This window comes from Saliphagus sp. GCM10025317, from assembly GCF_042663665.1.
Taxonomy (GTDB): domain Archaea; phylum Halobacteriota; class Halobacteria; order Halobacteriales; family Natrialbaceae; genus Natronosalvus.
This window is the reverse complement of the sequence record NZ_JBHTAQ010000005.1, coordinates 1,587,420-1,602,340: the sequence shown is the minus strand read 5'-3', so window position 1 is coordinate 1,602,340 and position 14,921 is coordinate 1,587,420. Positions and strand designations below refer to the sequence as shown.

The window sequence follows — 14,921 nt, the reverse complement described above, 5'->3', positions numbered from 1 at the left end:
TCCGATTGAACTCGTCGCTATACCTCGGTCGGGCCGTCGGTACCTTTATATCGAAATGCCGTTTCCATTCGAGGGTAACCCGCGATACCCAGCTATGAGCGAAGGAAATACACCCCCCGCTGCAGTCTCAACCGAAGCACAGCTAGATGATCTCCTCTCCGAGCCCTACCCCGAGGACGTCGAATTCGCCCGGCAACTCGAGGGCGACGTCATGGTTCTCGGTGCGGGCGGGAAAATGGGACCGACGCTCATCAGACGGATCCTCCGCGCGAACGAGGAAGCAAACGCCGACACGACCGTATACGCCGTCTCGCGGTACTCCGATTCCGCTGTCGAGGAGAGACTCCAGTCGTGGGGCGCCGAGACGATTCGGGCGGACCTCCTCGAGGAGGGCGCGCTCGAGTCGCTTCCGGACTGCGAGAACGTCATCTACCTGGTCGGCATGAAGTTCGGGACGACCGGCCAGGAGCCCAAAACCTGGGCGATCAACGCCTACCTCCCCGGCCGTGTCGCGAGCCGGTACGCGGATTCGCGGATCACCGCGCTCTCGACCGGCAACGTCTACCCGCCAGTGCCGGTCGACTCCGGCGGCTCGGTCGAGACGGACGAGACGGGGCCGGTGGGCGAGTACGCCCAGTCGTGTCTGGGTCGCGAACGCGTCTTTCAGCACTTCTCGAAGGAAAATGGGACGCCCACGTGTCTATTGCGATTGAACTACGCCGTCGAACTACGCTACGGCGTCTTGCTCGACCTCGCGAAGCGAGTGTACGCCGAAGACCCGGTTCCGCTCGAGATGGGCCACGTCAACGTCATCTGGCAGGGTGACGCCAACTCGGCATGTTTCCGCTCCCTGGAACTGGCCGATTCCCCCGCAGAAATCCTGAACGTCACCGGGCCGAACGTCCTCTCAGTGCGCGACCTCGCCGAACAGTTCGCCGACGAGTTCGGCTGCGACGTGACGTTCGAAGGCGAAGAGAAGGAGACGGCGCTTCTCAACGACGCGAGTCGGAGTCACGAGCTATTCGAAGAACCGAGAATGGCGATCGACGACGTCGTCGAACTCGTCGCCTCGTGGGTCGAACAGGACGGTCCTACCCTCGGCAAACCCACGAAGTTTCACGTCCGGGACGGCGAATTCTGAGAGGGGCCGCCGACAGGGAGGGGATTCCTTCTCGTGGCCGCGGCGATATTCGATTCCCAGTTCGATCCGCCTCGAGAGCCCGTACCTACTCGTACATCGACTCGATTTCCCACGCCTCGAGCGGCGTGAACCGCGACGGATCGAGTTCGAAACGCCGGCCGAACGGCGCGTCGATTACGCTTCCGAACTGCATGTGACCGTCCGCGACGTCGAGCGCGGCGAATCCATCCTCGTGACGCTCGTAGAGGTCGCTGTGGGCCTCGAGGAGCGTCTCCTGGAGGTCGTCGGGGAGGAAGCTCAGGCCGCGATAGTAGTGGTGGCCGTTGCGTTCGATGTGATCCAGTCCGAGCGTCCCCATCACCGCCAGGTCGTGGAGCAATTCGACCGGACCGATCGTGGTGAGGTCCTCGCCGCTCATAACGTAGTCGCCGTCCGTCTCGCGGCGGCGTTTCTCGATGAGACAGGCGTTGACGACGCCCTTGAAGACGCCTTTGCAGTTTTTGTGACTCGTTCCGGCGTACCCACACTCGAGGGCGCGACCGGCACTGTCCAATCGGTCGTCGGACTCGTCGATGATGATCGGCGGGCTGTCACTCCACTCGGAGAGGACTTCGCGTGTCTCGTCGGTGAGCGCCTGCTCGCGTGGGAGTGGCTGTTCGACGTACGCGACGTGATCGACGACGGCAGCGAGGGCCGGCTCGTCGGCGTGGCGTTCCCACTGCTCTTTGAAGACGCGGACGCTCTCGTACTGCTCGTTCGCGTCGAGCGTGCAGAGATACGTGTCGTGTGCCCCCTCCTCGAGAACCGCACCGATGCGGGCCAATCTGTCTGCGTCGCGCGCTTCGTCCGCCGAGAGCTTGATCTTGAAGTGGGTGATTCCGTCGCGCTCGACGTACTCCTCGAGCGCCTGCGGGAGTCCATCCTCGAGCCGGTTCGTCGCGTCGATTTCATCTCGTCGGAGGGGATCCGCCAGTCCGACCGTGTGTCGAACGGCCGCTTCTCGAGTCGGGTTCTCGGGCAGGTACGCCGAGAGCGATTCGCCCTCGAGTTCGGGGTAGATTCGCCCGGGGTCGACCCCGAAGGCACCGCTGCGAATGCCGTCCGCGAAGGTGAGCTGTCGGTGGCGACAGAAGGCGTCGACGAGCGCCTGCTCGACCATGCTCACGCCGTAACCCCAGAGCAGCGGCGGGTGCTCGGTGTCGGCAGCCCACTGGCGCTGGCGCTCGTAGAGGTCGTACCAGAGGTCGAAGACGGTTGGCGCAGGCTCGAGGTCCCGGGCGTGGTCGCAGGCAGCGGTGAACACCTCGAGCAGGCGTTCGTTCTGTTCGACCAGCGAGAGGTCGGGGTCCTTGAGAAACCACATCGGGGCGATTCCGACCATCGAGACGCCCGTCGCCCGCTCGCCGTCGACCGCGATCTCGAGGTCGAGAAAGTGGTGGGCTCCCTCGGTCGCGACGACGTTGCCAAAGTGAAACGGCATTCGGGTGTCGTTGTTGCGCACGTACTGGTCGGCACGGACGACTTCGATTTCCATACGGGGAGCAGTGCCAGGAGAGACATAAGTATGCGTGATTACGGGCGACGAGACGGTCGACGGTGTGCTCGAGAACCGAGGCGTGCAGTCCTGAACGTTCGATCGAGACGACGTGCTCGCGGCTGAACCTCGGGCCAGACGACTGACGGTGTCGGTCACGCGAGCGGAATCGGTCGCCCAACATCAACATGTGACCGTTCTCCTGAGCGTAGATTGAATCGAACGTTCACGGACCATTGTCAATCAATCTAAGTTAAATTTAATTACCACAGTACGGTGGTTGTCAATGGCTATCATGACTGATGCTAGCGAGCGGGGAGAGACAGACGTATCCGACCGTAACGGCACGGTTGGTAGTACATTGAGCCGACGAGCGGCGATGAGCGCACTGGGGTTGGCTGGCCTCGGGTTGGTGAGTGGCCAGGTCGGTGCGCAGGAGCGAAGCAAACAGCCGTGGACCCGCTGGGAGGGCGACGTAAACGCCGACGGCCACGATTTGCTCGCTCTGGGCGGACTCGAGATGGCGGCGACGTCAGAACGGATTTCGGATTTTGCCGGACAGAACCTCAGCGTCGACGAGGGCGTGTTGAACGCCGACAGTACACTGGTTGACGTAATCGACATTGACGACTACGGTGCGGATCCCACGGGCGAGGAACCGTCGGACGACGCACTCGACGCGGCAATCGACGATCTGAGCGACGGCGACACCCTGGTGATGACCGATGGGGAGTACTGGTTCGACGGCCAACACGAAATCTTCGAAGACTACGTGACGGTTCTCGGCACGGGATCCAAACTACGAATCACTGGCGTCGGGTACGGAGCGTACGCACACTTCCTCTCGTTCGGTAACTGGACTGCCGTCAGCGACTTCGGCGGCGATACGGTCAATGCAACCGACGTAAGCGAAGGCGATCAGCGGATCGAGGTCGAGGACGTCTCGCCGTTCAGCGTCGGCGACGACGTCACGATCTCGGAGACGAAATACAACAACTCGCCGACGCTGTCCTGGGGCGGTACCGCCGGGCGTGGGACCTGCCCCACGAGGGCAGTCATCCGCGAGATCGACGGTTCGACGCTCTATCTCGACCGCGGCCTGAACTACGATCACGGCGCGGGTAACGCCGGCGTGTTCCTGCTGGATTCGGTCGTCGGCGGCCGGTTCGTCGACATGCACCTGACCGACGGCGACGGCGAGGACGAGACCGAGGGCTTCCTAATGTGCGCCTACGCACGCGACTGCACGTTCATCAACTGCACTGCCGAGAACTACGTCGGGTTCCCGTTCGTCGACATCCACTCGCTCCGAACGGTGATGGTCGACTGCGAGGCGACGAACCCGGTCCTCCCCGAGGGTCGAGCGTCCTCCCACTGGGAACCCTTCCAATTTCGCGGCAGTACGGATCCGACGGTCGTGCGCCCGTCGATCGACACCTGCCGACGCGGGATCGACATCAACGCTGGGTCGAACGTGGTCAGAATCTTCGACCCGCGGATCAGGAACGCGTACCTCCACGGCATCTGCTTCCACTCGAACGCCACGCAGCAGGTCTACGGTGCCTACGAGGTCTACGGCGGTCGGATCGAAGGTGCCGAGGAGATACTCCACGACAAGTACCACGCCGGATACGGGCTCTCGCTGTCGCCCAACCAGAGTCACGTGAAGGCGTTCGGAACGACCGTCGTCGGTCGCCCCGCCGCCATCAATACCCCGTACGGCCAGGCATCGAACCTCACCCTTGAGGGGTGTGAACTCGAGACGTTCGCCGGCACCGGCGCGAACGTGGTAAACGGCAATCTTCGAAACTCGAGACTGGAAAGCGTCTCCATCGTCGGTCGCGGCGGGAACGACGACGTTGCCCTCAACCTCGCCGGAGCGGAGAACGTCTCCGTGTCCGGGGACGTTTCGGGAAGTTTCACGGACGACGTGGTCTACGTCGGAGACGCCGAGAATGTGACCCTCGAGGTCGATGTCCTGGACAACGATACCGCTGCCAACGACGTGACGATCGAACACTCACGGAACGTGTCGGTGACCGGTACGCTGCACGGCCGGGGCCGGTCCGTCGCCACGAGCGGCGACGTCTCCGACGTTCGCGTCGCCGACGTCGACGCCAGGGCGGACGCGCCTCCCATCGGTCACCACGGAGCCGATGGCATCGTCTCCAACCTGTGGGTAACGGCCTGCAATACCGTCGGCGGTGCCGACACAGACATTGACTTTGCCGATGAACTGGAGGCGGAGATCGAGGGCCTGTGGATACAGAACAACGTCTGTGGCGACGTGTCGTTCCACGGGAACGCGAGTGACGAAGACAAGTTCGTGAGTGGGAATCTGACCGGCCAGTAGCCAGGCGAATCAATCCGTCTCGTTTCCGCTTCGGTCGGAAACAGGGTGAATCCGCGATTGTCTCTCCCTCCTCGAGGCGTTCGCGGACGTACGCTGGTACGCTCGTTTGGACCGTCGAAATACGTCCCATCGGTTCGAGACCAATACGGACTCCAACTGGACCGGTGGTCCCCCGTGTCATTATGTAGCATTGGGTCCATGGAGTGCATATCGAGAGCAAATGCGTTCCAGTAGATGTCATTTGAGTGTGTTTAGCAGAGCCAAACATTTATCACCTCCATACGCCCATTAGCCAGGCATGGCCGAAGCAAAAAACCCGGTTCAAGCGGTCCAGCGTTCCCTCGCGATCGTCGATATGCTCCGGGACACCGGTGGGGCCCGCGTCACAGAGGTCGCCAGGGAGATCGGCGTCTCGAAGGGGACCGCCCACTGCCACCTGGCGACCCTCGAAGAAAGTGGGTACGTCGTCAACGAGAGCGGCGAGTACAAACTGGGATTGCGGTTCATTGACCTCGCACACTACGCGAAGAACCGTATCGACATCTACGACATCGCGACCACAGAGGTCGACGCACTCGCCGAAGAGTCCGGAGAGATGGCGCTATTCACCGTCGAAGAAGACGGCGAAGGAATCTGTCTGTACACGGCCCAGGGCGCGAAGGCCGTCCAGACCGAGATTTACGTCGGCTATCGAAACGCCCTCTACCACACCGCTGTCGGAAAGGCGATGCTCGCGTTCATGCCGGCGAAAGAGCGCGACCGACTCATCCAGGATATGGAGTTCGAGGCCTTCACCCCGAACACGATCACCGACGAGGAGGCGTTGCGCACGGAACTCGAGACGATTCGTGAGAGTGGGATCGCGTACAACCACGGCGAGACGATCCAGGGACTCGTCGGCGTCGGTGCGCCGATCCGCGACCAGGACGGGACGGTCTACGGTGCGATCAGCATCATTGGTCCAGTGCGCCGGATGGACGAGGAACGCCTCGAGACGGAAATACCGGACATGATTCGGCGGGCAGTCAACATCATCGAGATCAACATTACCTCGCTGTGAACGTGTTTTCGTCTTCGTGAACGCCGCCGCCGAAGGAACACGCCGACGTTAGGGCCGCTCGAAACGGACTTCGTACGTCTCGGACGGGGTCCCGTGCTGATTCGTCGAACGGGGCTGTACCAGGTCGAAACAGACAAACGTCGTTCGGCAGGCCGTCGGACACGACAGGAGCACGTGCTCGTGTCTGGATATCGTCGAAAGGGTGGCAATTGGGCAGTGCAGTCTCTCCTCTAGCCCATGACACGGTCTCTCCATCCGGACCGCCAGAGCTATGTTCGTTCTGGAACATCCATTCCCATCGAATGCTCGAGATACGACCACTCTCGGCCGACGACCTCGACGACGCACTGACCCTCTCGACGCAGGCTGGCTGGAACCAGCTACCCGCCGACTGGGAGCGGCTATTCGCGTGCTGTCCAGCGGGCTGTTTCGCCGGCACCGTCGACGGCGAACTCGTCGCGACGACTACCGTGATTACCTACGGTGCTGACGGCGACGGAGCTGACGTCAGCTGGATCGGGATGGTGCTCGTCGACGAAGCCCACAGGGGCCAGGGGTTCGGGAGTCGAATCTTCGAACATGGACTCGAGTACGCACGCGAGAACGGAGGCGGCCTCGTCGGCCTCGACGCGACACACCTCGGAGAACCGATCTACCGAAACTATGGGTTCGAGCGCGTCGAACCCGTGTTCCGCTGGCAGGGGACGCTTCCCCGTCCCGAAGACCTCGCGGACGAACAGGAACCGAGACACGATAAGGAGACCATCGAACGCCTCACCTCTCCAGACGTCGACGCCATCCTCGAGTTCGATTGTCGTCACGTCGGCGTCGACCGGAGCACGCTACTCGAGGAACTGTTCGCCGAGCCTGAGGTTCGCGGGTTCTACTCGCGAACCTCGACCGGAATCGAGGGCTACGCGGTTATCCGGCCGGGGAGAACCCACTGGCAGATTGGGCCGCTCGTAGCGGCCAAACCATCCGTGGTCGGTCCGCTACTCCGGGCCGTTTCGGCCGACCTCGCTGGTGAGGCGGTAATCGTCGATTCACCGGAACGGGGTCCAACCACGACCTCCCTCGAAGCACTCGGGCTCTCTCGCGAGCGGGAACTCGTACGGATGACGTATCCGAATCGCGAACCGGCACTGGTCGCCGAATCGGTCCACGGATTTCTCGATTTCGCGTTCGGGTGACTCGATTCCGCTTCGTCTCACGAAATGGGCTGTTAGCGACCTCAAAGCGTCTAGTCCATAATTGATATCGAGTAGCCGTTTCGGACAGGAAAGCCACGGCCGTTACGAACTCGGTCGAGTCATCCTCGCCCCTGGTTCTCGGGGCGCAACGAGCGACTGAACCGCGATCACAGTCACGAGCGTGTAAGGATCTGCGTCACAGTCGGGAGCTCTCGCCAAAACTGACAATTTCGAGATTTGTTTGACCGACACCATCCTTAGTAGTGTAGAAAACACCCACTATAGTTCCAGATACACTCTCGACTTCTCTCCACTCGCTGGGAAAGCACACAACGCGAAACTCGACGACACAAGGTTCGGTTAGAGTGGAGTCGACAAACCGAGTTGACCGCTCAACTCAGCCCTATTGAGAGGAGGGAGATTGTCGTAGCCGGCAACCAAGAATAAGGCTTCAGAAGGAACGAATTTCTCGGTCGACCGACTCAGGAACTCCGTTCTAGGTCGCTGTCGTATCATCAAAGTTGACGACACGAGGAAACCGATTCGATCCCAGTTATATTGAGAAATTAGATCAATACCGGCTCCGCCATATATTGGCAGAAGAGTATCAATACCGGCTCGAGATGGCTTCGTCGGCCTCACTACACAACTCGTTCTGCTGAGCCACACGAGAGCATTGCTCTCGTGGACGTCGTGAATCTACTCGTGCGTACACGGCAAAATAACCCTAGCCGAAGTCCGACCTCTCAAACCCTACTCGATTCCGCTACTAGCCGCAAAGACTGCTGAGCGAGAAAAAGGACCTTGCCTTCGTCGACGAGGACACCAGGTCTACCTTCGAGAACGTCAGCGAAGAATTGGCGGGAACCATCGTCGGTGATCGATCGTTCTTGAGGAAAGACGAATTCGAAGATGTAGTGGAGAGCTGGCCGTCAACGACGGAATACGCCGGGATACTCGAGTTCGGTCTACCCATCTGTGGTAACTTCCGATAGTAGATAGTAACGTCGAGACCGCGGCACAGATCCGATCCAGTTATCGAGTGCTATCGTATGAAAAGACCGAATCTCGGACAGAGATCACCTGGCCGGCTGGCGGAATAGCTTTCTCACCATCTCGCCATAGACCGTCCATGAGCGACGACGAAGCAGTTTCGGTCGAACACCGGCCGCCAGAGGAGGTGTTCGGACTGCTCTCGAACGACCTCCGCGTGGAGATCGTTCAGGTACTTGGGAAGGGCGGAGAGCCGCTATCGTTTTCGGACCTTCGGACAGCTGTGAGCGAACGGGACTCGGGGAAGTTCAACTATCACCTTCAGAAACTCGTCGGCCACTTCGTGATCCAGGACGAAGACGGCTACCGACTCTCGTTCGCCGGTGAACAGGTGTACGGTGCTATCCTCTCGGGGTCGTACACGGCAAACGCATCGATTCCCCCGTTCGAGTTCGACGGACCGTGCCCGATGTGCGGTCACGCCGCCCTCGTCGCAGAGTATGGGAACGAGACAGCGTTGCTCTACTGTCCGGAGTGCGACGAGTGGCGCAACGAATTCTCGTTCCCACCTGGCACGCTCGACCAATTCGCCCGTCAGGATCTCCCGTTTGCGTTCGATCGCTGGATGCGGGCGACGGTGATGAAATTCCTTCAGGGCTTCTGTGAGAACTGCGGTGGCCGAGTCGATACGGCCCTCGAACGGGCTTCGTCGGTCAATCCGAGGCCCGCTAGAGCGGTATTCGAGTGCGAACGTTGCGACGATGAATTACGGGCTTCACCCGCGCTCCCGGTTCTATACCACCCGGTTACCATTTCGTTCTTCGAACAACACGGCGTTGACGTGTTGCACGATCCTTCCTGGCGGTACTACGACGAGGATGACGACATGGCGATCGAGATGATAAACGACGATCCGTCGAGCGTCCGTGTGTCCGTTACGCTAGGCGAGACGGAACTCGTCGCCACGGTTGACCACGACGTCACGATCACGGACGTGGCCATCAGGAGCGGCGACTAGAGACCAGAAGTGCCAGGAGAGGCGTAGGCCGACATCGTCCACTTCTTGCAGCCATCTTACAGAAGTGTGCTTCTGGGAACGATCAAGATGACGCTTGCCCAGTTACCAGACGGACATGGACCCACGAGTCGTGGAACACGCGCGTATCATCGTCGACCACTCGATCGCTGCGAAGCCAGGAGACGAGGTACTGATTAAGGCACCGTCTGAAGCTGAAAACCTGGCTGTCGCGCTGAACGAACTTCTCGGAGATCGCGGTGCTCGACCGATTTACATCGGGCCGAGTAGCCGAGCCCAGCGTGCATTTATGCGGGCGATGGATCCCGACGACTACGACGGGCCGCCAGCTGCGTACATGGCCCTCGCCGAAAACGTCGACGCCTCTATCGCTATCCGTGCGGCGTCGAATACCAACGAAACCAGCGACGTCCTTCCGGAGAAGACCACCGCCTATTCAGCGTTGATGAAGCCGTTCCAGGAAGAAATGGCGGACAAGCGGTGGGTTGCGACCCAGCACCCCGCACCGGGGAACGCACAGGACGCCGAGATGAGTACGGCGGCTTACGCTGATTTCGTGTACGATGCCGTCAACAAGGACTGGGAAGACCAACGCGAGTTCCAGGAGAATCTGGTCGCGTTGCTCGAGGAGGGACACGAGGTACGAATTCGCTCTGGTGACACGACGGACATCACCATGTCGATCGACGGTATGGTGCCGGTCAACGACTTCGGTGAGAAGAACCTCCCTGGCGGTGAAGTCTTCACGGCGCCAAACCCAGACTCGGTCGAGGGCGAGGTGTTGTTCGACAAACCGCTGATGGCCTACGGGCGCGAAGTCACGGACGTCCAGTTCGTCTTTTCGAAGGGCGAGGTAGTGGACTACAGTGCGGGGAAGAATCAGGACCTGTTGGAGGCCGTACTAGAGACCGACGACGGCGCTCGGCGGCTCGGCGAACTCGGCATCGGTATGAACCGCGATATCGATCAGTTCACCCATAACATGCTCTTCGACGAGAAGATGGGAAATACCGTTCACCTGGCACTGGGTCGTGCCATCGACGAGAGCGTTGGCCCGGACCGTACGGGCAACGATTCAGCCGTCCACATGGACATGATTGTCGACATGAGTGAGGAGTCGGTTATTGAAGTCGATGGTGAACGAATACAGCAAGAGGGAACGTTCGTGTTCGAGGACGGATTCTAGAGACCGATACCCACCAAACGAGGCGGGTACGTTTGCAGTGACCGAAACGCCCCTCTCGCTCGAGCGAGTGATGGAACGTGTCTTTTTCACTGCAGGGCGTGTCAATCGATACAGAGACCGACAATGTACGACGAGATCCTCATTCCGACAGACGGAAGCACCACGATCGATCAGACACTCGAGCACGCCCTTCCGATCGCAGCAGACAACGATGCGAGAGTCCACGCACTGTCGGTCATCGACACGCGAATCGTCCAGGCAGCAACGGGCGAGACGCGTGAGGAAATCAAGACACAACTCGAACGTGAGAGTGAGTCGGCCGTCGCCGACGTCACCGAGCGAGCGTCGGACGCCGGACTCGAGGGGGTCGAGGCGGTCGAGCGCGGCACACCGGCCAAAGCGATCCTCGAATACGCCGAGACTCACGACGTCGATCTAATCGTCATCGGCACGCATGGGAAGAGTCCTCGAGAGAAACGGATTACGATGGGGAGCGTCTCCGAACGGGTCGTCGACAAGTCTCCGATCCCGGTGTTTGTCATCCGTAGCGCCGATGGGGTCGTATAGACCAACGTGTTTTCCCAAGATCCAATAGTACATCCAACAATACGCTTTTCGTGGCGCTGCCCGATCCCCTCTCTATGATCAGAGACGTACTCGACCGGGAGCCGGACGATCGAGTATCGGTACTCGATTCCGACGGGACCGTCGTCGCCCCAGAGCTCGTACCCGACCTCGACGACGAGACGTTGGTGTCGATGTACCGGGATATGCGCCTGTGTCGGCGATTCGACGAGCGGATGATCAGTCTCCAGCGCCAGGGTCGGGTCGGGACGTACGCTTCGCTTGCCGGGCAGGAGGGAGCACAGATCGGGTCGACGTATGCGCTGGCCACGGAAGACACTATTTCCTACCAGTACCGCGAGCACGGGACCGTCCTTTCGAGGGGCTTCCCGTGGGAGTACCTGTTGTACTGGATGGGGCACGAGGTCGGGAACGCGGTGCTCTCCGACGACAACGTCTTGCCGCTCAACATCTCGATCGGTGGCCACCTCCCACACGCGGTCGGGTACGCGTGGGCGGCGAAGTTGCGCGGCGACGACCGCGTGACGCTCGTTCACTTCGGGGAAGGATCGACGTCTGAAGGGGATTTCCACGAAGCTGCGAACTTCGCGGGCGTCTACGACGTTCCGATCGTCTTCTTCTGCAATAACAACCAGTGGGCGATCTCCACACCGCGGGAACAGCAGACACCGTCGAAGACGTTCGCGGAGAAGGCTCGCGCCTACGGCTTCGACGGCATCCAGGTCGACGGAATGGATCCGCTCGCGACGTACGTCGTGACGGAGGCGGTCCGCAATCGAGCGGCAATTCCCGCCGGTGGCGAGCCTCGACCCACGATGATCGAGGCAGTTCAGTACCGCTTCGGCGCGCACACGACGGCGGACGATCCGACCGTCTACCGCGACGACGCGGAGGTCGAACGCTGGAAGGAACGCGATCCTGTCAGGCGGTTCGAAGCGTATCTTCGAGGACAGGGGCTGCTCGACGGCGAGCGCATCGACGCGCTCGAGTCGACCATCGGCGAGATGATCCAGGCAATGATCGATCGAGCCGAGTCTTACGAGGGGGATCCCGACGAATTATTCGAGGATACGTACGCCGATCCGACCGACCGACTGGTCGAACAGCGCGCGTTTCTCCGAGAGCTCAGGGAGACACACGGCGACGAGGCGTTGCTCGAGGAAAACTAGATCAGTCACGGAGACGTATCGAGAGGAGGAGTCGGGCTCCCGTATCGGTACTCTGGTGAAGTGATCCGGGCAGCAGGTCGCGTCAGTACTCGTCTTGCACCTTGTCCATCTTACACTGGACACAGAGATCGTCAGCAAAGCAAGCGACATTCTCGTAGGGGCAATCGTACGCTTCGACGGTGACGGAGAGGCTCCGTTTCGCGTGCTCCCACTCGGCCGCCCAGTCTTCGATACGTGTATCGACGGAGGTGAACACGACCTCGTCGTCGCGGTCGATGATTTTCGCTGCAGTGACGTCGTACTGGCGGTCTTTCACGACGTCGATCGCCTCGTAGTACGACGAACAGATAATCTCGTCAGTGCCGTCAGTATCGTCCAGTAATCGGACTCTGATGGAGCCATCGTACTCCTCAGTCGGGTCCAGCCCACTTGGCATAGTGGTACTCATGGGACGATACTGTAAAAGACCCACCCCACCCGTCCCGGCGAACCGATTTCGAGAAGCGTCCTCGAGAGCGACTCGAGTTTCGCCCTCGACGCTCGTCTCCTGCAGTATTCGACGGAAAACAGTGGGCAACGATTCGAGAACGTCCAGCGGGCTATCCGAACGTTCTAACGAGGCACGTCCCGTCGTCGGCGAGACGACGACACGTTCGTTCGCGGGTCCGGTCGATACGCCGCTCGAGGCGGACGAGCCCTCGTTCCGGGAGTTCGTACCCGATCCGATAGGCGGTTTCGTCGTCGATGTCGTACGAGAGCGTGCGGTCGAAGAAGGTGGTGACGACGCACTGACGCCACGCCAGTGCCTCCGCGTGTGCCGTTCCGCGGTCGGTCAGTTCGAACCCGGCGTAGGGCTCCGTTTCGAGGAGCGAGGCGTCGGCGAGTACGTCGACCATTTCGGTAACGCTGGCCGGCGCGACCGACAGCCGTACGGCGAGTTCGCCGGCTCGCACGCGACGGGTTCCGCGACTCGAGAGCCAGTAGCCGCCGAGGAGGTACCAGCCGGAGGTGGCGGTGAGCACGTTCGTCGAATCCGGATCTGGGCACTCGCGCCTCGAGTCGGCCTTCGTTACCCTCGATCGGTCACGGCTCGAACTTGCTGTGGTGTCCATCGACCACTACTCACGCGTCTAACCGGGAAATTGCTCGTCCGAATACGTTCGTATTTCGTATTCTGGTTCTGTTGAGACCCTTCAGATCTGTTGACATCCTCCCGCGCCTGAAGACGCGGGAATCCCGACCGCAGTTGAGATATTAGGGTTTACGAGCCCACGTGTTATCGCGGTGCAAAGCAACCACTCTCTGTATCGAACACGAAAGTCGATGGCTGTGCCAACCAGCCGTTACTCCTATCGCCGCCATCCGTGGCGAGACTCGGAGTTACTTTCCGCCGAATGTTCTCCGCGCCGTTCACGTCCGCATTGGCCACCATTCCACACTCATCGCAGACGTACAGGCCGCGTTCAACGCGGTTCGCCTTGCGCTTGCGTCCACAACACGAACACGACTTCGACGTATTACGCTCCGACACACGCTTGACCGTGATACCCTCGGCCTCGGCTTTGTATTCGAGCATCTTCGTGAACCGGTCGAACGCCCACGAGTGCAGGTCCAAGTTGCCGTGTTTGCCCCAGTCCTTCACGTCGCCATCCTCGCCTTCTCGAATGCCACCGAGGTCGCCGATGGCTATCAGTCCAACGTTCTCTTCGACACAGTGTTCGACGATGTGCTTCGAGAGCGCGTGGAAGTAGTGGATGCGCCGACTAGACTTCTTCGCGTTCAATCGCGTGGCTCGCTCGGACGCCGAATCGTCACAGCGCGCAATGTGCTTGCTGTGATAGTAGTCGTCCTGTTTCAGGCAGTTCAACGGGTACAACTCTGCGTGGCCGTCCTCGTACGCGAGGGCGGCGAAGTTTTTCACACCGAGGTCAATCCCCACGGTGTTTTCGCCGGGCGTTTCCAGAACTTCGACTGCGAGTTTGCAGACGAGGTGGAGTTCCCACTCGTCACTCGTCGTGTTCCAGACGGCACGGACTTGCCGGATGCTCCGCACCTCATCCAAGTCCACGTCGGGGCGGGTTTCAATATCGCAGAGGGTGAAGTCGGACCAGTGTTCTTTGAGGTTTTTGCCCTTCGAGAGGCGAACCCTGCCGAACTTGGTATCGACTTTGAACCCGTTCTGCTTGAACGTCACCGTCGAGCGTGGGTGTTCGTCGTTGTGTTTGCGGTAGCCGGGCGGATTCGCTTTCGAGTCCCCGTTTCGGCGTTTTCCGTACCAGCCGTCGAACGCTTCAGCGAGTTCTTCGAGAACGCGCTGACTCGATTGAGAATGCAAGTCGGCGTAGCGTTCGTGGGTCTTGAGGTAGGATTTGAGGTCGCCTTCCTCGGGGATGAGGCCGGTTTCACTCCACACGCGGTCGCAGGTCCAGCGACCGACGTTCCAGAGTTTGCTGGCGGCGAATCCGAGCGCATCGAGGTCGGACTGAACTTCTCGCTGGTTCCGAATGGAAGCAACGAGTGTTCTATCCACGACCTCTATCGCCATACATAACCAGTGTTGACAAGATTATATAATACTACCCAATTCCGTGACGCGTTGAATATCCAGCCGTACTGTTATCGGTGGTTCACGGCATCCCGCGACGGCGCGTATCCACGCCGTAAACGACGTGGT

At 60.4% G+C, this 14,921-nt stretch carries 12 protein-coding genes; 8 read left to right on the top strand and 4 right to left on the bottom strand.

The features are described 5' to 3' along the window. Positions 1 to 94: 94 nt before the first annotated feature. The gene (locus ACFQS4_RS09840) at positions 95 to 1,141 is read left to right on the top strand and encodes an NAD-dependent epimerase/dehydratase family protein (RefSeq protein ID WP_497901338.1); all 1,047 of its coding nucleotides are present in this window, start codon (positions 95 to 97) and stop codon (positions 1,139 to 1,141) included. An 85-nt stretch (positions 1,142 to 1,226) separates the two neighbouring features. Here the strand turns inward: ACFQS4_RS09840 and ACFQS4_RS09835 are convergent, their stop codons facing one another. Further along, positions 1,227 to 2,675 carry an enolase-like domain-containing protein gene (locus ACFQS4_RS09835; protein ID WP_497901337.1) on the bottom strand — a complete coding sequence of 483 codons (1,449 nt, stop codon included), beginning with the start codon at positions 2,673 to 2,675 and terminating at the stop codon, positions 1,227 to 1,229. A 379-nt stretch (positions 2,676 to 3,054) separates the two neighbouring features. On the opposite strand from ACFQS4_RS09835, the gene ACFQS4_RS09830 reads away from it, so the two are divergent. From ACFQS4_RS09830 to ACFQS4_RS09800, 7 genes are all read left to right on the top strand, one after another. Next, positions 3,055 to 5,028 (top strand): hypothetical protein, encoded by a 1,974-nt coding sequence (locus ACFQS4_RS09830; protein WP_500193055.1) that lies wholly within the window; start codon positions 3,055 to 3,057, stop codon positions 5,026 to 5,028. 298 nt (positions 5,029 to 5,326) lie between these two features. Then, the gene (locus ACFQS4_RS09825; RefSeq protein WP_497901335.1) at positions 5,327 to 6,088 is read left to right on the top strand and encodes an IclR family transcriptional regulator; all 762 of its coding nucleotides are present in this window, start codon (positions 5,327 to 5,329) and stop codon (positions 6,086 to 6,088) included. A gap of 302 nt (positions 6,089 to 6,390) precedes the next feature. Next, entirely contained in the window at positions 6,391 to 7,278 is an 888-nt protein-coding gene (locus tag ACFQS4_RS09820) for a GNAT family N-acetyltransferase (protein WP_497901334.1), read from the top strand. A 1,132-nt stretch (positions 7,279 to 8,410) separates the two neighbouring features. Then, entirely contained in the window at positions 8,411 to 9,289 is an 879-nt protein-coding gene (locus tag ACFQS4_RS09815; protein WP_497901333.1) for a DUF7351 domain-containing protein, read from the top strand. A gap of 115 nt (positions 9,290 to 9,404) precedes the next feature. After that, the gene (locus tag ACFQS4_RS09810; RefSeq protein WP_497901332.1) at positions 9,405 to 10,493 is read left to right on the top strand and encodes an aminopeptidase; all 1,089 of its coding nucleotides are present in this window, start codon (positions 9,405 to 9,407) and stop codon (positions 10,491 to 10,493) included. A 123-nt stretch (positions 10,494 to 10,616) separates the two neighbouring features. Beyond that, positions 10,617 to 11,060 (top strand): universal stress protein, encoded by a 444-nt coding sequence (locus ACFQS4_RS09805; protein ID WP_497901331.1) that lies wholly within the window; start codon positions 10,617 to 10,619, stop codon positions 11,058 to 11,060. A 74-nt stretch (positions 11,061 to 11,134) separates the two neighbouring features. After that, a complete protein-coding gene (locus ACFQS4_RS09800; RefSeq protein WP_497901330.1) occupies positions 11,135 to 12,247 on the top strand; it encodes a thiamine pyrophosphate-dependent dehydrogenase E1 component subunit alpha in 1,113 nt (370 codons plus the stop codon). 82 nt (positions 12,248 to 12,329) lie between these two features. On the opposite strand, the gene ACFQS4_RS09795 is transcribed toward ACFQS4_RS09800, so the two are convergent. From ACFQS4_RS09795 to ACFQS4_RS09785, 3 genes are all read right to left on the bottom strand, one after another. Continuing rightward, positions 12,330 to 12,683, bottom strand: coding sequence for a hypothetical protein (locus ACFQS4_RS09795; RefSeq protein WP_497901329.1), 354 nt, complete (start codon positions 12,681 to 12,683; stop codon positions 12,330 to 12,332). Positions 12,684 to 12,846: 163 nt separating this feature from the next. Next, positions 12,847 to 13,359: a metal-dependent transcriptional regulator gene (locus tag ACFQS4_RS09790; RefSeq protein ID WP_497901328.1), complete on the bottom strand. Its 513-nt coding sequence runs from the start codon at positions 13,357 to 13,359 to the stop codon at positions 12,847 to 12,849. A 164-nt stretch (positions 13,360 to 13,523) separates the two neighbouring features. Then, positions 13,524 to 14,792 carry an RNA-guided endonuclease InsQ/TnpB family protein gene (locus ACFQS4_RS09785; RefSeq protein WP_497901327.1) on the bottom strand — a complete coding sequence of 423 codons (1,269 nt, stop codon included), beginning with the start codon at positions 14,790 to 14,792 and terminating at the stop codon, positions 13,524 to 13,526. Positions 14,793 to 14,921 lie beyond the last annotated feature (129 nt).